This is a genomic window from Nostoc piscinale CENA21, from assembly GCF_001298445.1.
GTDB classification, from domain to species: domain Bacteria; phylum Cyanobacteriota; class Cyanobacteriia; order Cyanobacteriales; family Nostocaceae; genus Nostoc_B; species Nostoc_B piscinale_A.
Window position 1 is genome coordinate 4387753 of the sequence record NZ_CP012036.1, and the last position, 19621, is coordinate 4407373.

The 19621-nt window shown below is 40.9% G+C and carries 10 protein-coding genes, 3 tRNA genes and 2 pseudogenes; 12 read left to right on the forward strand and 3 right to left on the reverse strand.

Annotation, left to right across the window (positions count from 1 at the left end; genetic code table 11):
• Positions 1–158: 158 nt before the first annotated feature.
• The gene (locus ACX27_RS18970; protein ID WP_062298432.1) at positions 159–3023 is read right to left on the reverse strand and encodes a sensor histidine kinase; all 2865 of its coding nucleotides are present in this window, start codon (positions 3021–3023) and stop codon (positions 159–161) included.
• 195 nt (positions 3024–3218) lie between these two features.
• Here ACX27_RS18970 and ACX27_RS18975 point away from each other — a divergent pair, with 195 nt between their 5' ends.
• Entirely contained in the window at positions 3219–4343 is a 1125-nt protein-coding gene (locus ACX27_RS18975; RefSeq protein WP_062294970.1) for a quinone-dependent dihydroorotate dehydrogenase, read from the forward strand.
• A gap of 102 nt (positions 4344–4445) precedes the next feature.
• On the opposite strand, the gene ACX27_RS18980 is transcribed toward ACX27_RS18975, so the two are convergent.
• Entirely contained in the window at positions 4446–5177 is a 732-nt protein-coding gene (locus ACX27_RS18980) for a hypothetical protein (RefSeq protein WP_062294971.1), read from the reverse strand.
• A gap of 557 nt (positions 5178–5734) precedes the next feature.
• Here ACX27_RS18980 and ACX27_RS32135 point away from each other — a divergent pair.
• The 7 genes from ACX27_RS32135 (at position 5735) to ACX27_RS19010 (ending at position 12109) form a co-directional block, all read left to right on the forward strand.
• Positions 5735–5864, forward strand: a tRNA-Met gene (locus ACX27_RS32135).
• 41 nt (positions 5865–5905) lie between these two features.
• Positions 5906–6029, forward strand: a tRNA-OTHER gene (locus ACX27_RS32140).
• 32 nt (positions 6030–6061) lie between these two features.
• A tRNA-OTHER gene (locus ACX27_RS32145) sits at positions 6062–6184 on the forward strand.
• A 37-nt stretch (positions 6185–6221) separates the two neighbouring features.
• Complete coding sequence (locus tag ACX27_RS18990; protein WP_062294973.1) at positions 6222–7823, forward strand: TROVE domain-containing protein; 1602 nt, start codon at positions 6222–6224, stop codon at positions 7821–7823.
• A gap of 1406 nt (positions 7824–9229) precedes the next feature.
• Entirely contained in the window at positions 9230–11293 is a 2064-nt protein-coding gene (locus tag ACX27_RS19000; RefSeq protein ID WP_235526263.1) for a tetratricopeptide repeat protein, read from the forward strand.
• 124 nt (positions 11294–11417) lie between these two features.
• Entirely contained in the window at positions 11418–11777 is a 360-nt protein-coding gene (locus ACX27_RS19005) for a XisH family protein (RefSeq protein ID WP_235526680.1), read from the forward strand.
• Positions 11765–12109 carry a XisI protein gene (locus ACX27_RS19010; RefSeq protein ID WP_062294975.1) on the forward strand — a complete coding sequence of 115 codons (345 nt, stop codon included), beginning with the start codon at positions 11765–11767 and terminating at the stop codon, positions 12107–12109. Before ACX27_RS19005 ends, ACX27_RS19010 begins: the two co-directional genes overlap by 13 nt.
• A gap of 24 nt (positions 12110–12133) precedes the next feature.
• Here ACX27_RS19010 and ACX27_RS19015 read toward each other — a convergent pair.
• Positions 12134–14444, reverse strand: a pseudogene (locus tag ACX27_RS19015) (CHASE2 domain-containing protein).
• 973 nt (positions 14445–15417) lie between these two features.
• Here ACX27_RS19015 and labA point away from each other — a divergent pair.
• The 4 genes and pseudogenes from labA to dapF all read left to right on the forward strand — a co-directional run bounded on the left by labA (position 15418) and on the right by dapF (position 19270).
• On the forward strand, positions 15418–15948 hold the full coding sequence (gene labA, locus ACX27_RS19020; protein ID WP_015114631.1) for a low amplitude/bright protein LabA: 531 nt from the start codon (positions 15418–15420) through the stop codon (positions 15946–15948).
• 89 nt (positions 15949–16037) lie between these two features.
• Positions 16038–17631: pseudogene (locus tag ACX27_RS19025) on the forward strand (2-isopropylmalate synthase).
• Between the two features lie 88 nt (positions 17632–17719).
• Positions 17720–18409, forward strand: coding sequence for a Uma2 family endonuclease (locus ACX27_RS19030; RefSeq protein WP_062294976.1), 690 nt, complete (start codon positions 17720–17722; stop codon positions 18407–18409).
• Positions 18410–18415: 6 nt separating this feature from the next.
• The gene (gene dapF, locus ACX27_RS19035; RefSeq protein ID WP_062294977.1) at positions 18416–19270 is read left to right on the forward strand and encodes a diaminopimelate epimerase; all 855 of its coding nucleotides are present in this window, start codon (positions 18416–18418) and stop codon (positions 19268–19270) included.
• Positions 19271–19621: the final 351 nt, after the last annotated feature.

A 19621-nucleotide genomic window follows, 5' to 3' on the forward strand; every position in this document is an offset into this window, starting at 1 on the left:
TAAACCCATCCAGCTTGTATCCATTTAAATTTAATGTAGAGCTGGAACAAGACTGATGCACAAAGGTTGTTTGTTAAGAAGGGTGTAAGGGTGTGAGGGTGAAGGGGTGTAAGGGTTTTAAATACATATACCCCTATACCCATTCACCATTTCCTTCTTCAATCAGCTAGAGGTAAAACTAAGCGACTAACTACCCGATGATCTGGTAATTGATAAAAATCTAGGGTTCCACCTAACTGTTGCATAAGTTTTTGACAAATTAGTAGGTGTAAAGCTGGTGGTTGGTTCAGGTAAGAACTGGCTAGTATATCTTTGGGTGTCTGATTTTGCAGTGCTGCTAACAAAGGCGGTTCAATCATTCCATGATCTGTAATTGAGATTTCTAGCAATTTTTCTTCTAGGCGACGACACCAAATATCAATTCTGCCGCCACTTTGAGAACGGTTACAAGCAACAACTAATAATTCATATAGTACTAATTCAAATTTAACGATATCACCTGTAATTGCTAAGGATGAGGGATAACTTGAAGATTGTAATCCTTTGAGGAAGATTCCACTATTACCGGAATCTGCATCTGTCGCTGATTGTCCTAAACCATGCACTCCTGCCCAGAGTTTACGCTGTTTGAGTAAATTATCAACTCGTTCGAGCGATCGCTTCAACAAGGTGGCTATGGGCATGGTTTCAGAACTCTGATGCAATTGCCATTGCTCAAGTTTAACTAGGCCAGTCATGGCGGCGGTGTTATGGTCTAATTGCCGGAGTAAGAGTTTATAACGTGTCTGTGTGAGTTCATTACTGGGAATACCCAAGTCTTCAATTTGGCTGAATAACTGTGTGGCAGTTCGTTGAATTTCTTCGAGGCGACGATGTTTGTACCAGTTGAGTTGGCGCAATTCTTGGTTCGAGGACTCTAGTAGTTTGGTGATTTGCTGTTGACGACGCGACCATGCTAATTGTGTTACCAAAGTTTCTGTAGCATTCAGACTTTGTTCTGTCCAATAGCGTTCTCGGTAATCGGCAACTAATACTACACCTGTGGGTGCATAATCAGCACTAGTGCGGAGTGCGATCGCTAAAACTTGACCAATATTTTGCCCATGTAACCATTTTCTCGTTTCTGGTGGTAAATCATCGGCATACACACATACATAATCATCTTTGGCTAATGCCCACTGAATTATTACTTCTGTGTGAATGGGAATTGGTTGATCAGTCACAACCGCAAATCGACTATCGTGAATCACACTCGGAATAATTTCGGCAAAGTTATCTCCGGGCGACCAAGATAACAATACTGCTAACGGAGAATGGAGAACAGTGGCAATTTGTTCTATGGCGGTGCGTTCTAGACGTTCTGCACCCGACTCAGTTGTGTCATTTTGGGTTTTTTCCAGAATACGTAAGCATCGTTGAATACTATGGAGAATTTTTTGCTGTTGTTCAACTTCAGCGTTTAATTGCCACTGGCGGACTATTACGCCAATTTGTTGACTGACAGCCCACAATAATTCTTTGTCTAAGCTTGCCCAACCGCGATTTGTTTCGTGGGCAATAACTAACAGTGCATTCGGTGTATGATCTTGAGCGCAGTTACAAACCAACAGCGATCGCATTCCATGTTCTAATAACAAAGGTCGCCAGTTAAAAAACCGCAAATCTTCTTCTACTTTCTGCACCTCTACAGATGTGGTGGCGGACTTCAACATCTGCTCATCCATATCTTTGAGCGTATTGAAGCTAACTGTTAGTGGACGACGATTTTGGGGTTGGGTTTGAAAAATAATTTGATAACTATTTAAATCAGGGTTGTACTGTAAAAGTAAAAAGCGGGTGGCAGCAAAGCGCGTTAAAACTTTAGTAGCACAATCGCGTAAAGTTGCTTGCAAGTCCTCTTCGTGATAAATCGCTTGGGCAACTTGGCTAGTTAATTGGGCATCTTCTTGAATTTGCTTGATAGTTGTATCCATAGTTTCGCTAGGCGCAACTAAAGAAATTAACCCGGCTGCACTTTGAACAAAGTTTTTGTCTGCTTCTGTCCAAATGCGCGGTTCATTGGCTTCTACCGCCAGAAAACCCAATAGTTCTTTTTGCCACAGGATAGGCGCGGCTAACAGCGATCGCACCTGTAAACGTTCCAACACTTTGGCAGTAAAATGACTTTTTAAAGAACTGCGTTCATCACCAATCAAAACAATTTGATTCACCGACAAAGCATAATAAAATTCACTTAAATCCTGGACTGTCATCCCCGCCGCTAGTTGCTGTTGGCTGTTATTTCTGCCGATGTTAGCCAGTTGATTACTCATCCGACACCAAAAATAGCGCCCTTGGCGCTCAAACCAGTAAATATTTGTCCGGCTAGGTGCAACAAACTGATGTGTTGTTTGAACAACGGCTTTCAGCTTTTGGTCTATATTATTGAGAGTGCGTAAATTTTCTAATAATTGTAAGATTGGTTGATCAAGATGCTTTGTTTGCTGTTGCTGCAAATTCACTTCTTGTTGATAAAGCACTGCTCCCAGTTCGCCCAATACCATTAATAAACGAGCTTTGGCATCACCTGGTAACAAATATCCCCAACGTTCTGAACCAAATAATAATAAACCTAAAAAACGGTCTCGATAGCGAATAGGTAAAACAATCGTTCCCTGAATATTAAATTTTTTGCCAATTTCTTGCCACTCGGCCGCGCGAGGTTCCAGCCGCAAATCAGCAACACCCAAGGGACGCTGTTCAATGACTACTTGTTCTAAAAGTCCGCCAGGAGTAAGTGTCACTTGTTTGCGTAAAAATTTAGTGTCACCATCAGGTGAAACCCCACCTTTACCAACTAATATATGTTTTGGTAGGTCATATAGAGCCATCCAAACCAAGTTATAGTCGAACTGCTCTTGAATATAAGCAATAGTAGTATCAATCAGAACATCAACATTATCCTCTTCCCTCAATGTTTGGAGGACACGTCCCAAAGCAATGATTGTATGTTCAGCTGCTATCGGTCTTTGTGGCTGCCCCATTGGATTTTTGGTTGACATCGCTCTTTAATATATAAGATGCCCAGAAAAGCAACCCAAGTTAATCATGTTCAGTGAAAGACTTATCATGAAGACTGCAAGGAGGCAGGGGGCAGAGGGAAAGGGGGAAAACTCATAGATAAAGTTTTCCTATCTAGCCCCATTGCCCACTCCCAATTCCCCTATTCCCGTCTTCACATGGATATTTACCAAATTGCCCTTCGTCCCCTACTGTTCAACCTGCTGAAAACAGATGCAGAGTGGTTACATAAGCAGGCTATTCGCAGTCTAGATTGGTTATCACAAAATCATCATGCTCCTGCTGGTTTAGTCAATCAAAGCTTACAGCAGTCTTTGTGTCTGTGCGATCGCCGTCTGGAACAAAATTTGTTTGGGCTAAATTTCCCCAACCCCCTGGGTTTAGCAGCAGGTTTTGATAAGGATGGGGTAGGGGCAAAAATTTGGTCTAACTTTGGTTTTGGCTTCGCTGAGTTGGGAACTGTCACTTTTCACCCCCAACCAGGAAATCCCCAACCAAGGTTATTTCGCTTACCTTTAGATCAAGCTGTCCTGAACCGGATGGGTTTTAATAATCAAGGTGCAGCAGTCATGGCCGCTAGGTTAGCAGCACAAAAAGATTTCATTCATACAATACCCATCGGCATAAATTTAGGTAAATCAAAAATTACACCTTTAGAAGCCGCCGCCGAAGATTACCTCAATAGTTTTCGCTTACTCAAAGAATTAGGCGATTATTTTGTGGTGAATGTCTCTTCACCCAACACACCCGGATTGCGATCGCTCCAAGATGCCGCTATGCTCAGTTCTATCTTGGACGTACTACAAAAAGAAAATAATACACATAAACCAATATTTGTCAAGATAGCACCTGATTTAGAATGGGAAGCGATCGCCGACATTATTGGCTTGGCTAAAACCTACCAATTAGCAGGAATAATTGCCACAAACACCACAATCAGCCGTGATGGCTTGAAAACCCAGCTAATTCACCCGACTGGGAAACCCCCGCAAGATGAAGCTGGCGGAATTAGTGGTGCGCCATTGCGCGATCGCTCCACAGAAATCATCAAGTTTATTTGGCAGCAAACCCAAGGGCAGATTCCCATTATCGGGGTTGGTGGCATATTTTCCGCAGAAGACGCTTGGGAAAAAATCACTGCGGGAGCCAGCCTTATTCAAGTTTATACAGGCTGGATTTATGAAGGCCCCTTGATGGTGCGCCGAATTTTAACTGGGTTGCTAACCAAGTTAGAGCAGAATAAATTAAACTCGATCACCGAGGCGATCGCTTTAGAAGTATGAAAAAGAATTCAGAAGTCAGAATTCAGAAGTCAGAATTCAGGAGTCAGAATAAAAAAATTTATTCTGGATTCTTACTTCTGTTCGTATTTCATTTTTAATTATTCATGACTCTTCTATGGGAAAGAACTCTTTTGTTTTTTCCGAGAAACTCCAAGCAATGCCATCAGGATCACGGCTGCGAGTCCATTCGGGAAAATCTGGATCATTACGCCGTTTGTAGACAGTGCTGGAATAAACATTCAACCGTTTCGCTAATTCCGATTGAATCAGTGAACCGAAAACTAACTGTTTTGCTAAATTGGGTTTGACTTCTGTATGAGTTGCTGGCGCTGCTAATTCAACTTCAACTTCTGGTTCTGCTAATAGTGTTTGAGTTGCTGGCGGTGCTAAAAGCGATCGCGCAGCCGTTGTTACAGGTTGAGCAGACAAAGTTTTGACAGGCTCGCTACTGTCAAGAATATTACCCAAAATACTGGCAGTAATAAAGTAATAAACTTCATTGCCTGAACCAGCATTGACTATACTTGCACCAAACTCTGAAGCTTTGCCATCCAGGTAGCGTTTTGCTGTTGGGCCAGGAAAACTACCCCGCATTGCCAAGTCCATTGGTGTAATTTTGCCCTGGTTTTCCCGAACTAACTGATGGAAAACCGGGTTAACTCGCTGACACCATTGTTGCCATTGATATTGTTGCCAGATATTGAAACCAATAATCAAAACAACCAGCGCCAGCAAAAATCTCCAGGTAGAAACCAGGAAAATTATTAAAAACGATATTGGCAAAAGTAGAACGAGAAAACCCTTCCCGCTACTTTCCATTGTTTTTTCACTCATGCCGATTTTTGCCAAGCGAATTTTTTTGGGAAATAATATATTATATTGGCAAAAATTTGGACTGGTTTTTGTATCTTTTGGCAAAATTACGGAAAAAAGCAGGTGTGCGATCACTCATTTGCATCACCTAAAACCCAAACAACCCAAATTTTCGGCAAAAATCGGCAAAAAAATTTTTGCCTGACAAAAAACTCGGCAAAAACAAAATCTTTACATAAACATTAAGAAATATTTCATCTTCTATTCAACAAACATCAGCGCCCCGTTGCTTTGAAAAAAATTTATCTATCATTGCCTCAACCTATTGACGTTTGAAACTACATATAATACATTTGTAATATAAGCTGATTTTCCCAAAGGAGTTAGCCAAAAACTGTAGCGGATAGCTCAAATACCAGAGCGCCCACCTTGCCTGCAAAGGCCGACATATCGAGGGTTATCGCAAATAACTTAAAACATCCTTGAGACAAAATTCTGGAGGTGCAGGTGAAAATCCTGCTCCACTACACCCCAACAAAGTGCTGAGTTATGAGTGCTGAGTAAACAATAATTCTTATGTGGCAGGTAGCTCAATGGTAGAGCGCCAAAAACATCTTTGTTCACTCCTTGCCTGCAAAGGCCGAAGAATGAGGGTTATCGACTCATAATCGGGAGGGTTGTAGGTTCGATTCCTATCCTGCCACACCAAATTTCATTTTAAATTTAATCCAAAATCCAAAATTTTTATGTGGCGGGTAGCTCAGTGGTAGAGTGCTTTACCCTTATTCACTCCTTGCCTGCAAAGGCCGAAGAATTGAGGGTTATCGATTAGGGTTCGAGAGGTCGCAGGTTCAAATCCTGCTCCGCCACCCAACCAAAGTGCTGAGTTAAAAATAATTTTTATGTGGCAGGTAGCTCAGAGGTAGAGCGCCTAAACATCCTTGTTCACCCCTTGCCTGCAAAGGCCGAAGAATGAGGGTTATCGCCTTCCAAGCGGGATGTCGCAGGTTCAAATCCTGCCCTGCCACCTTTCATTTTTGCCCGCAAGGGCTGGGAGATGAAACCATGAACTACAACTTCTTCACTAGAAACAAAACCACCACCCCACAAACTCAGCCCATCCCCGGCCGGGAAGCCGAGATGATAAAAGGGCGCTCCGGTGGCTGGATGTTTGATGCTGGCTTATGGAAGATGCTGCGGCGCTGTCTGTTAGTTGGGACAGCCCAAAGCACCTACTACGCTGGTAAACAAGAATTAACCGAAGATTTTGTAGCGGTTGTTAACCAAGCTGTCGCCGAAAATCCCAGCCGTGTCGCGGAAGAAATTCTCTATGCCAGCGATGGACGGGCTATAAATAACAGCGCACCTATCCTGGCCTTAGTCTTGCTGTCGATGGGTGAAACAAAAGAAGCTAAACAAGCTTTTGCTGAAATCTTCCCCCAAGTTGTCCGCACAGGTAGCCACTTCTATGAATGGCTAAACTACACTAAATCTCTGCGGGGCTTTGGTAAGGTTGTGCGAGAAGCTGGTAAAACTTGGTTATCACGCGAAGATGTCAAAGGTTTGGCTTATCAACTGTTGAAATATCAACAACGCCAAGGCTTCACCCACCGCGATGCTTTGCGGTTATTCCACGTCAAACCACCAACAGAAAATCACCGTCAATTATTTGAATGGGTTGTCAGAGGTTGGGATGAATTGCCCACAGAGATACCCTCGCAAGCTTTGGCGCAGATTTGGTGGTATGAATGGCTAAAGCGCAACCCTGAACAAACCCACGAAGCCATTTTGCAAGGACGCTTAACCCACGAAATGGCTGCACCTGTGGGCAATATGGACAAAGCTGCTTGGCAGTTGCTATTTCAAGAAATGCCCATCGGTGCAATGCTGCGAAATCTCGGTTCACTCACAGAACTTGGCGTATTACGTGCTGACGAAACCGCCAACTTAGGTCGTGTGGAAGCAGTTCTCAACAATCAAGAACATCTGCGTAAAGGTCGCATTCACCCAATCGATGTTTTGAAAGCACTCAAAACTTACGAGTCTGGCGGCAGACTAGGACGTAGTAAGAAAACTTGGACTCCAGTTCCCCGCATCGTAGACATCTTAGAAAAAGCTGTTGAATTGTCTTTTGATGTGGTTGAACCTACAGGCAAAGTTTTTATGCACGCCGTAGACGTTTCGGGGTCTATGGGTAGCTTAGTTGCAGATATGGGACTAAGTTGCTGTGAAATTGCCACCACAATGGCACTCGTCACAGCCAAAGCCGAGAAGAACTATATGATTCGCGGCTTTGCTAATGAATTTCGGAACTTAGATATCACCGCTAAAGATAGTTTTAGTTCGGCGGTACGTAAAGCCAGCAATCAAAACTTCGGCGGTACAGATGCCTCTGTAGCTTACGACTGGATGATGAAAAATAAGTTCAAAGCCGATGTAGTCTGCTTCTGGACTGACTCAGAAAGCTGGGCTGGTTACAAGCATCCTAGCCAAGCCTTGAAAGAGTACCGCAAAAAAATCAATCCCAATGTCAAGGCAGTATACGTCACCCTGACACCATACCGCATCACCTTGGTAGATCCTCAAGATCCACTTTCTTGGGACTTAGCAGGATTTGACCCTGGTACACCTCGCATCATCCAAATGTTAGCGACAGGTGAGTTATAAAAATTGTGAAGTGTGAAGTATAAAATTTCGTACTTCATACTTCACACTTCTCGGCGGGTTATCCCTTGTTCGCAACTTGCCTTTTGGGACGAAGAATGTAGGGTTATCGGTTAACGTCTCCACCATCTCCAGGGACTAGCGGGTTCGATCCCCGCACCCGCCTTTATTCATTCACATAATTTAATTAAAAAACCCGTCTCGGCGGGTTTAGTTTTTGGCGATCGCCTATCATTTTCATAGACTTCTTGCATCAAAACTCTTGCTCCACACGGTAAACATCAAGATTTGTGCAACTAGTCTACTGACTTATTAATTGAACAACATTCTTAAAAAATTCACGATTGACTTTTCACTCTAATTCTGTGTAAATACTATATTTTTGTACTTTCTTGCGAAGTAACAATGTTAAAAACTTGTTAGCGTTTTGTTATTCAAATGTACATAAAAATGTTCCATTAGCAGATTTTTATGGACAGTCATGATAATCTGTTAATAGGAAAATTATATTTAAAAGCTAATTGACGTGCTGTTAGTGTTTATTGTATCGTGAACATAACAGCAAAGACCCCCCAGTGTAGTTTTACGGGTTACGCTGGGGGTCTGTTGTTATTCATTGCCTGTGAACGTCGGCAAACGTTCATCAGGATTTTTATTTACGCAGCTCATAGGACTGCTTCATTTATCATGTCACAAAATCCCAATTCTAACAAGAACCTCAATTCAGGGGTTACGTTTTCTTTGCGTCTATCAGAGACTGTGCTTGCTGTAATTTTGACGGCAGGTGTCTCTTTTGGAAGTGGGCTAGCTGTTGCGAAAAACAGTAATTATCAAAATCAACACCAAAATGTAAACTGCTCTGTTCAAAATCCAGTAAATTGATAGTATTGACTATGGCTATTGGGTAAGTGTTTATTGCGGAGTAATTTATATTAATCCTCAATGCTCTGATTGGAAAATATGCTTCTATATTTTCTATTTTTCCAAGATTACATTTAGGTTTTTATAGCAAGACTTCGCAATAAACATAGGTAAAAATTCAAAAACATATAGAAATTTGATATTCATAGCATTTTCACTAAAATTTGCAAAAAATCAAATCGGCTGTATGGGTGCAAAGTTGTATTCCCCTACTCCATTGAATAAGGTGATTTTTATGTCCGGTCTGGCAGACAATCAAAATTTGTCCAAAACATGGCATCGAAAACTGTCAAAGGATTGGGAAATAGACCGTCTACTGACTGACTTAGAAGCTAGAACCCAAAATCGTTACAGGCAAAATACTAAAAAAGACCTATTATTAGGGTTACTTTGTGGACATAGCTTGAAAAAAAATTGGTCAAGATTTACATAAAAAGAATGCTGTTGTTAGAGCAGGATTAAGTAATATTTATCGAGATATTGAAGCTTTGACAGGAGAATCTGACAACACTGTTAAGGCTAGTAACCTAGTTTACATTTTAGAAAAACATGGCTACCGCAAAGGTGTAGAACCATCTTCTAAACATCTCCGTACAATTATTCATAATCTGCCATCACCAACCTACACAGAATTTATTGGGCGTGAGGCAGATATGAAAATTTTATTAGAGCGTCTTTCCCCAGAACATGGCGCTCACATGATTACAGTACATGGTATTGGTGGTGTAGGTAAAACAGCGTTAGTTTTAGCAGCAGCTTATCTTTGTTTAAAAGCTATCCGTGAAAATTTAAATATCGCACCTAAATTTAATGCGATTATTTTCACCTCTGCAAAACAACAAGAACTCATTCCTCATGGAATTTTGCAACGCCAACAGGGACAGCGTAATCTGCGGGAAATTTTTCGAGAGATTGGTAATGCGCTTGGCGATCCGACAATTATTCAATCTCCTCCTAACGATCAGTCTGATCGTGTGCGCCAACTCCTCTCCAGACAGCGAACACTATTGATTGTGGACAATATGGAGACTATAGAAGATAGAAGCGGGGTGATAGAGTTCCTTTATAATCTGCCGATTTGTGTCAAAGTAGTCATTACTACTCGTGAGCGAATTGCGTTACTTCCAATTAGTCTGCAAAACTTGACCTTAGATGATGGTTTGCAGTTAATTCAGCAACAAGCAGGAGAAAAGGGTATTACTCTTGATGATCAAGAATCGAAGGATCTCTATCAACACACAGGTGGAATTCCACTAGCTATTGTCTATGCGATCGGTCAAGTATCGAGTGGTTATTCTCTGAGTTCAGTATTGGCAAAACTAACCAATGCTAGTGGTGATGTGGCTCGTTTTTGCTTTGAACAATCGGTGCAAGGAATTGCTGGACAGCCAGCCCACAAGTTGCTGATGTCGCTGGCGATTTTTCCCAACTCTCCTACTCAAGCTGCTGTGGCTGAGGTGGCTGGCTTAACAAATGCGCCTGATTCTAATAACGATGGTTTAGCACTTTTGCAGCAACTTTCTTTAGTCAATCAAAATCCAGAGACGAAGCGATATGAAATGTTGTCTCTGACTCGTGAGTATGCTTTGGCAGAATTGGGGGCTAACCAAGATTTTGCAAAAGAAGCGCGGCGGCGTTGGGTGAGGTGGTATTTAGATTTTGCTAATAGTTACGCTGGCGAAGATTGGGAAAAATCGAAACATTACAAAAGGCTAGAAGTAGAAGAAGTGAATTTACGGGCTGTACTTTATTGGTGTAGAGATGAAGATCAGTATGAAGAAGTGCGAGATTTAGGTTTATTGTTGAATCACTACGTAAACCTCTATGCTTATTGGGACGATCGCTTAGATTGGTGGCAATGGCTTGTGGAGCAATCAGAAAAACGGGGTGAATGGTCATTTATGGTGAAATTCATCATCCGCAAAACTTGGATATTAATTCGGGAATGTTCCGATAAGCGTCTTCAAGAAGCTGAAGAGATGTTGCAAAAGGCATGGGTGTTACGCGATCATGCAAATTTATGCGATCAAGCTGACTTAGCGGAAAATATTGCTAGGCTCAAAATCACGCAAAAAAATTATGCAGAAGCACGTAAATGGCTGAATACCGAACAAAGGTTAGTAATTCAAGCAAATTTAACAGAGCAGAAACATATCCGTTATTACATTCCTGTACTTTATCATCGAGCAGTTATCTTACACAAAGAAAATAAATATTCCGAAGCGAAAATGCTTTTCCAAGAAGTGATGGAATATGCTAAAAAAATTAACTGGTATCGAGTCATTAATTCGGCTCAAAATTGGCTGGCAGATATCGCAATTGATCAAGGCGATCGCGATGGCGCTCAACAGTTATTAACTAAAGGCATAATTGTAGCTGGCAGTAGCAAAAACAAGCGGCGTTTAGCTTACTACCAACGCTCTCAAGCTAAATGGGAAAAAAAATGGGGTAGTGCTGATCAAGCTGATAAATTTGCCAGAGAAGCAATAGATAATTTTGAATATTTAGGTATGCTCAAAGATGTTGAAGAAATGCAGTTGTTGTTGAATTAATCTTCATCAATAATTGCAGTTATAAAAATGCTAAAATACCCTTAAAAGCGACAAGCAGTATGGGATGTCAGCCAAAGATAAATTTCATGATGCAGTTAAAATAGCCCTGCAAAAAGATGGGTAGATAATTACAGATGGGCCGTTAACTATTCCCGTTGAACGGCTCACTAATATGTTTATTGATATAGCTGCCGAAAAACTGATTATAGCTAACAGAGACAGTCAAAAAATTGCTGTTGAAGTGAAAAGTTTTTTAAGTCCTTCAACTTTATCCGACTTTCATTTAGCAATCGGGCAATTTATTAACTATCGCTATGCTTTGGAAGAATATCAGCCTGAGCGTATTTTATATTTAGCAGTTCCAGCGATAACTTACGAAGAATTTTTTACTACAAGGTTTATTCAATCAGTAATTCAACGTAGTCAAATCAATCTACTCATCTTTGAGCCAAGTAAAGAGGAGATTGTCAAATGGCAAAGCTAGAACAATATCGAGAATATGTTCAACGTGTATTGATAGATTATGTTAAACGTCGAACATCGAATAATAAAGATGATGAGTTAGAAATGCAGACAATCTTTGATACTGTACATGATCATTATCAGCTTATATATGTTGGCTGGGATAAAGGAAGGCGCGTTTATGGCCCGGTCATACATTTAGATATTACAAATGAAAAAATTTGGCTGCAATGGAATGGTACAGAAGATGATATTGCTGCTGATTTAGTAGAGTTGGGTGTACCAAAGCAGGATATTGTTTTAGGTTTTCATTCACCTTATATGCGCCAGTTTACTGATTATGCGGTAGGCTAAAATTAAAACATTGATTTTTGAAGTTTACAAATTTTCTGCTGAATCTCCCAACCAAGGTATAGTAGGCAAGTTTGAATCGTCATTTTGCAGCACAATATTTGTATCTGGAAAAATTGACAATTTATCGAGCATCACTAATACTTCTTTGGCTGATTGATAGCGTTGTTTAAAATCATCAAGTACCATTTTTTTTTAAAATCTCAGCGAAGCCATCGCTGACAATTGCTTGATTTTTCCATTGCCATTCGCCATCTTCATTCCTATTCATCTCATGGGGGGCAATTCCAGTTAAGGCGCGAATACCAATCATCCCGATCGCATAGATATCGCTACTGTATTGCGGGCGACCAAAACATTGTTCGCTAGGTGCATAGCCTCTTGTCCCAATACCAATTGTAAAAGGGGCTTGTTCGGAATTTTCTAGTTGTGGAACTGAAACTTCTTTGACTGCGCCAAAGTCAATTAAGACTAGTTTGTTATCTGTTTGGCGGCGCATGATATTACTGGGTTTAATATCTCGATGAATCACGCCGTTTTCGTGAACAAAGACTAAGATTTGTAATAGTTCTTTGATAATTTCTAGGACTTTGGTTTCTCTTAAACCTTGACCCGATGGTAGTTCTTTAATCAAGGAATGACCTATGATATATTCCTGAACTAAATAGAACTCATCATCTTGTTCAAAATAAGCCAAGAGTTGGGGAATTTGCGGATGAGTCCCCAATTTTTCGAGAGTTACAGCTTCGGAATGAAATAAGCGTCTGGCAAGTTCTAAACTTTTTGCTTGGGTGTTGGCTGGTTTGAGTTGCTTAACGACACAGCGTGGATAACCAGGACGGTGCATATCTTCAGCGATGTAGGTTTCGCTAAATCCCCCAGCACCAAGAACTTTGACAATTTTGTAGCGTCCAACGAGGATTTTACCTGATACTGCTAAATCTCTTTGATTGAGTAAGTCTTGCAGGTCATTTTGTTGGCTGATAATTTCTTGGACAATGGGAGATGTTTTATATTTTTGAAAGATTGTGACTAGTTGGCGAGTTCTCAATTTTTCTCTAGCAACTTCTATTCCCAGATAAGAAAATCCGTTGAAAGCGATCGCGATCATTGGGATGGCAGTTGGCAAAATTAACTGACCATGTATAAAGCACACATAGCTAATTCCTCCCCAAATGCCAGCTACGGCTAAACTAATCACAAAGCGTTTAATATTGCTCTTGCTTCTATTGGCAATGTAGACTGTACCCCCAACTAAAACCAGGACAAACAATCCTTGCAATGTTGAACTAGAAATTGCAGGGGCGATCGCTTTATTCTGCATTAAAGTGGCGATCGCATTGGCATGAATTTCGACTCCCGCCATTCTCTCTGGAGGATTCACCGCCGCTACCGGATGATAATCGTTATTGAGTTTATCTGTAGAGCCAATCAAAACAATTTTGTCTTGAAAAACTCTACCTTGCTGCAAATAATTATTCCAATTTGGTGGGTCGAGAACATACCATAAGGGAATTTGCTCAAATGTTCCGGCTGTCCCCCAAAAATAAATGCGATCGCCTTTGGGTTGGGGATATTTAATTTGAGCTGAGCCTAAAACTGCTTCATCAAAGGAAGGCGCTTTCTCTGCCAACATTCCATTAGCTGCTAACAGCTTAGGAAATTCGCTTGCTAATTTGTGTACTTTGCCATCTGCTTCTAGGGGAAAATTTACAGAACCAACCGTCACTCCACCAACTTGAAACATCTCTTGCGGTAGCGTCAATTGTGTGAAAGTACCCTGATGGCTCTCAAAATTCTCAAAAAGTGCGGCTAAAGTCACTTTGCTGCCATATTTTTTTAAGACAGCTTGCAATTGGCGATCGTCCTCGCTGCCATAGCTGCTAGGTGTGTCAAATACTACGTCAATTGCCACAGACCGCGCCCCAGCTTTGACTAATTTTTCGATAATTTGACCATAAGCAGCCCGTTTAAACGGAAAAGATTTCAGTGGTTCTAGGTAGGCATACTGTTTTGGATCTGAATTATAGTACTGTTCGGGAACGGAAATTGATTGGTCGTCAATTGCCAAAATCACGATATCTGCTGGTGGTGCGTTCGTACCCCGCAGTTGAAAAAATGCCGAAAATATCTGACTCTCCATCAAATTCACCCAACCCACACCAGAAGTAGTCAGTAATGCTGACCCAATTGTGGATACAGCCACTAAAAAGTGACTCAAGCGACCCACAAGTTTAGACTGTGAGGCTGTCAGAGTAACTTTTGTGGGTTTGCCTGAAGCTGTATTGGCAGTAGAGACATTTTTTTTGCTGAAGCTAGATGTAGGTTCTTCTGCCATATCGTGTTAATAATTGGTTTACAGACAACTTGATTTATTTAGTCTCGTTTCTACTAAAAACATATTGAAATAAAACTTAAATGAAAATCTTATACATTTGTAATCTATCTTCTCTAGCTCTGGAAAATTTGCCAAATCTAAATGGGAAGGCTTTCAACTATAAGACAGCCTGAGTTATTTGCTGAGTGAATTTGAGTATTGATTATCCTTTACCGGAGTTAAACCCAGGCAATTCCCACCTCACAAGCCAAGTTGTGGCAAATTTGTCGCTGAAACTTGATTTCATAGTGTAAGGATATAAAGGTGTCAGAGATAGACAATTAATTGTTTATTTCTGAGGTTCCACTCCTGAGTTAAAAATCTCCTGTTGTCAGGATATTCACATTCTGTATTGGATAGCAGCCGGACTTTCATCTGTGAAGACTCAATGTGAACCTCACCAAAATATTATCCAGGAAGGTTGATTTAAAATGACTCCGGCTGATTGCGTCCAGGTGATATTTGCCAAAAAGTTCCTAATTTTGTTAACAGTAAAACCAATATGTGGATTAATATACTTGAAATCTCTCCTTGAGTTGCCAGTTACCTCTAATTTTTACATTTGCCTGAACATATAACTTTACTTCACTCAACTGTATGTATATATGAGCATTAGCCAATATCCTCCTTTTAGATATATACCTTACCTCTTTAGGAGTAAAATTGACAGTTATATCACTAAGAATGCTGTTACTCAGTCAGCTTTATTGGTAGATTTTGATTATATGACATATTTATATAGTGTTAGAGGTTAAACTATCCAACACCCAGCAGCTTGGGTTGATGTTTGCGTCAAATTTATGCTTTGAAAGAGGTAAGATAAAGGCTATACATGGGGAACTAGTTCCCAGCTATTAGCAAATTTATGATTTAAGAGTTGCTATAATCTATTGTTCAATCTAAATTCATTGCTATATTTTAGGTGTAAATTTTTATGGGTTCCCCTATGAATCGTCTGTCTATTTTTGTAGACGGAAATAATATGTTCTATGCTCAACAAAAAAATGGCTGGTTTTTTGACCCTCGGCGAGTATTAGAATATTTCAAACACGAGCAATCAGAGACGACTTTAATTAATGCCTTTTGGTACACGGGCTTAAAAGACCCCCAAGATCAACGAGGTTTCCGAGATGCTCTCATCAGTCTAGGTTACACAGTCCGAACGAAAATTCTCAAAGAATACTATGATGATACTTCCGGTCGCTATTCCCAAAAAGCAAATTTAGATATAGAAATTGTCGTAGATATGTTTAATACTGTAGACCAGTATGACCGGGTAGTTTTATTTAGTGGTGATGGTGATTTTGAACGAGCTATTGAACTATTACGTTCTAAAAATACACATATTACAGTAGTATCTACAGAAGGAATGATTGCCAGAGAACTGCGTAATGCTACGGACAGATATATAGATTTGAATGATATTAGAGACCAAATAGAAAAAGTAGATGGTCAAGTACCTTAGCAATAATTATTTACAAAAATTAGAGCGAAACAACTAAGGTTACAAATATTTAAAATAAAAGAACTACACCTAAACAAAAAACCAAAAAGATGAATAAACCAGAGCGAATTATCATTTTTGATACGACACTCCGTGATGGCGAACAATGCCCAGGTGCAACGCTAAATATAGATGAAAAGCTGGCGATCGCCAAACAACTAGCCCGTTTAGGCGTAGATGTGATTGAAGCGGGTTTTGCCTTTGCGAGTCCAGGAGATTTTGAAGCAGTCAGCAAAATTGCTCAAACTGTGGGGACAGAAGATGGCCCAATTATTTGTAGTTTAGCTAGAGCCAGACACGACGATATTAAAACAGCAGCCGAAGCAATTAAAGGGGCAGCGAAGGGGCGAATTCATACATTTATTGCAACTTCTGATATTCACTTGCAATACAAGTTGAAAAAAAACGCGGCCAGAAGTAGTGGCGATCGCGGAAGAAATGGTCGCTTATGCTAAGACTTTTACTGATGATGTCGAATTTTCTCCTGAAGATGCCGGACGTTCTGATCCAGAGTTTTTGTATCAAGTATTAGAACGGGCGATCGCCGCTGGCGCAACTACAGTTAATATTCCTGATACTGTAGGTTACACAACTCCCAGCGAATTTGGCGCGTTAATTAAGGGCATCAAAGAAAATGTCCCCAACATTGATCAAGCAATTATCTCCGTTCACGGTCATAACGACTTAGGTTTAGCCGTTGCTAACTTTTTAGAAGCAGTCAAAAATGGCGCAAGGCAACTGGAATGCACCATTAATGGCATTGGTGAACGTGCCGGAAATGCTGCTTTAGAAGAATTAGTTATGGCGCTGCACGTCCGTCGTCAATATTTCAATCCCTTCTTAGGTAGACCCGTTGATTCGGAAGAACCATTAACAAATATTGACACCCGCCAAATTTACAAAACTTCCCGTCAAGTTTCGAGTTTGACAGGAATGTTAGTACAGCCCAATAAAGCAATTGTTGGCGCAAATGCCTTTGCCCACGAATCTGGTATCCATCAAGATGGGGTATTAAAAAATAAACTGACCTACGAAATTATGGATGCCCAATTGATTGGTTTAACAGACAATCAAATTGTTTTGGGCAAACATTCTGGCAGAAATGCTTTTCGTACCCGCTTAAAAGAATTGGGCTTTGAATTATCCGAAACCGAATTAAACAAAGCCTTTGTGCGGTTTAAAGAAGTGGCTGATAAAAAGAAAGAAATTTCTGATTGGGACTTGGAAGCAATTGTCAATGATGAAATTCAACAAGCACCCGATTTATTTAAAGTAGAGTTGGTACAAGTTTCCTGCGGTAGTAATGCTCGTCCTACAGCTACAGTCACCCTCCGCACCCCAGATGGCGAAGAATTAACTGATGCCGCTATTGGTACTGGGCCAGTTGATGCAGTTTACAAAGCCATTAACCGCGTTGTCAACGTACCTAATCAGTTAATTGAATTTTCTGTACAGTCAGTCACGGCTGGTATTGATGCCATTGGCGAAGTCACAATTCGGCTGCGCTATGAATCAAGAGTCTTTTCTGGCCATGCAGCAAACACAGACATCATAGTTGCATCTGCCCAAGCTTACGTCAATGCGTTAAACCGTCTTTACGCATCCTTGCAAACAAAGCAAAAACCAGAAGAAGTGACTGCATAAATATAGTTGAAAACAAGGGGTGTGAGTGGCAAATTCTCACCCTACACCCTTTACCTGTAGGATAAAAATAAAGGTTGCAGCCATAATTATGGTTTTACGTTTGACAGTTCCTCCCTTAGAAAATGGCGATCGCTTGACTCGCTTTGAATTTGAACGGCGTTACAATGCCATGCCTAAGTTAAAAAAAGCTGAATTGATTGAAGGAACTGTTTACATGGCTTCACCTCTGCGTTTTGAACCCCATGCTGAACCCCACGCCGACTTAATGGGCTGGTTATGGAATTACAAAATTGCAACTCCAGGAGTGCGTCTCGGTGATAACCCGACTGTGCGCCTTGATTTAGACAATGAACCCCAACCCGATGCGCTGTTGTTGATTGATGCTCAAGCTGGGGGACAATCACGCTTTAACGAGGATGGTTACGTAGAAGGCTCACCAGAATTAATTGCTGAAATTGCCGCCAGTAGTGCCACAGTTGATTTAGGTGACAAAAAGCGTGCTTATCGACGGAATGGCATCAAAGAGTATATTGTCTGGCAAGTATTTGACCAGCAAATTGATTGGTTCTGCTTGGAAGCCGGAGAATATGTCAATCTGCAACCGAATCAAGCAGGGATATTTCAAAGCCAAGTCTTTCCAGGCTTGTGGTTACATAGGTCGGCATTGCTCGCAGGTGATATGCAGCAGGTATTAACTGTATTACAGACAGGGCTGAATTCTCCTGAGCATCAAGCTTTTGTACAGCAGTTAACCCAAGCACTGGAATTGAATGGATAAGTTGAGATGAGATTCTACAAATATCATGCTCTCGGCAACGACTATCTAGTTATCAATCCCGAAGATTTATCATCACAGTTAACCTCTGAACAAATCCAAATCATTTGTCATCGAAATTTTGGCATTGGATCTGACGGTATATTATTAGGGCCATTACCATCAACACAAGCACAGTTCGGTTTACGCATCTTTAATCCCGATGGCAGTGAAGCCGAAAAAAGTGGTAATGGACTGCGGATTTTTTCTCGTTATCTTTGGGATACTGGTCTTGTGAGTGCAGCGCCATTTTCCATAGAAACTTTAGGTGGAGTGGTGCAATCGGTGATCCAAGATGGGGGGAAAATAGTTCAGGTCGAAATGGGGACAGTCAGCTTTTGGAGTGATGATATCCCAGTAGTAGGCGATCGCCGAGAAGTCATCAAAGAGCAAATTAATGTTGGCGATGTAACTTTTACCTTTTGTGCAGCGACAATTGGTAATCCTCACTGTGTGATTTCTTTAACTGAAGTTGATGCTGCGATCGCTAAAAAGTATGGGTCAATCTTAGAAACTCATCCTTTCTTCCCCAATCGCACTAATGTTCAATTCATGCAAGTGCTTAATCGCCACACCATCAAAATTGAAATTTGGGAAAGAGGTGCTGGCTATACTTTAGCTTCCGGTAGTAGTAGCAGTGCGGCTGCGGCTGTGGCCCATACATTAGGTTTATGCGATTCTCCAATTACAGTACAAATGCCTGGTGGAGAAATTTTAATTCAAATCAACGACGACTTTAAAATTTCTATGACTGGTTCTGTCACAAAAGTTGCCCAAGGCGAATTATCAGCAGAATTAAGTGATTTTACGCCCTTACACCCTTAAACCCTGACAACGCCAGTCGCCTCCCGTTTTGTGAGTAATTTCTGTGTAAGTATTATTCTGCTTGACATAAACTGATAGTCAAGCCTACATTAAGAAGTGTATATAAGTGTAAATTTAACATTTACTGCTCATAGTCTGCTGTGACTTAGCAACTTGCCTGCATTAACGACCCATTAATAGTTGAGCCAGACTACATCAGATCAACAGATTTCACTTTTGTCTGTGTAGTTCATGTTTTGATCGATGCCTTTTGCATCAGCATGTTCTTAGGTGGTAAATTAAAAATAACGAACGTTCGATATAAATAAATCTACCTGATCGCCCCCAGATTTATCTGAGGAGTCCATCTCA

Excerpts from the sequence above, each read along its gene's own strand:
- ACX27_RS19010 (WP_062294975.1), top strand. The coding sequence starts at position 11,765 with ATGGCAAAGCTAGAACAATATCGAGAATATGTTCAACGTGTATTGATA.
- ACX27_RS18990 (WP_062294973.1), top strand. The coding sequence starts at position 6,222 with ATGAACTACAACTTCTTCACTAGAAACAAAACCACCACCCCACAAACT.
- dapF (WP_062294977.1), top strand. The coding sequence starts at position 18,416 with ATGAGATTCTACAAATATCATGCTCTCGGCAACGACTATCTAGTTATC.
- ACX27_RS18975 (WP_062294970.1), top strand. The coding sequence starts at position 3,219 with ATGGATATTTACCAAATTGCCCTTCGTCCCCTACTGTTCAACCTGCTG.
- ACX27_RS19030 (WP_062294976.1), top strand. The coding sequence starts at position 17,720 with ATGGTTTTACGTTTGACAGTTCCTCCCTTAGAAAATGGCGATCGCTTG.
- labA (WP_015114631.1), top strand. The coding sequence starts at position 15,418 with ATGGGTTCCCCTATGAATCGTCTGTCTATTTTTGTAGACGGAAATAAT.
- ACX27_RS18980 (WP_062294971.1), bottom strand. The coding sequence starts at position 5,177 with ATGAGTGAAAAAACAATGGAAAGTAGCGGGAAGGGTTTTCTCGTTCTA.
- ACX27_RS18970 (WP_062298432.1), bottom strand. The coding sequence starts at position 3,023 with ATGGGGCAGCCACAAAGACCGATAGCAGCTGAACATACAATCATTGCT.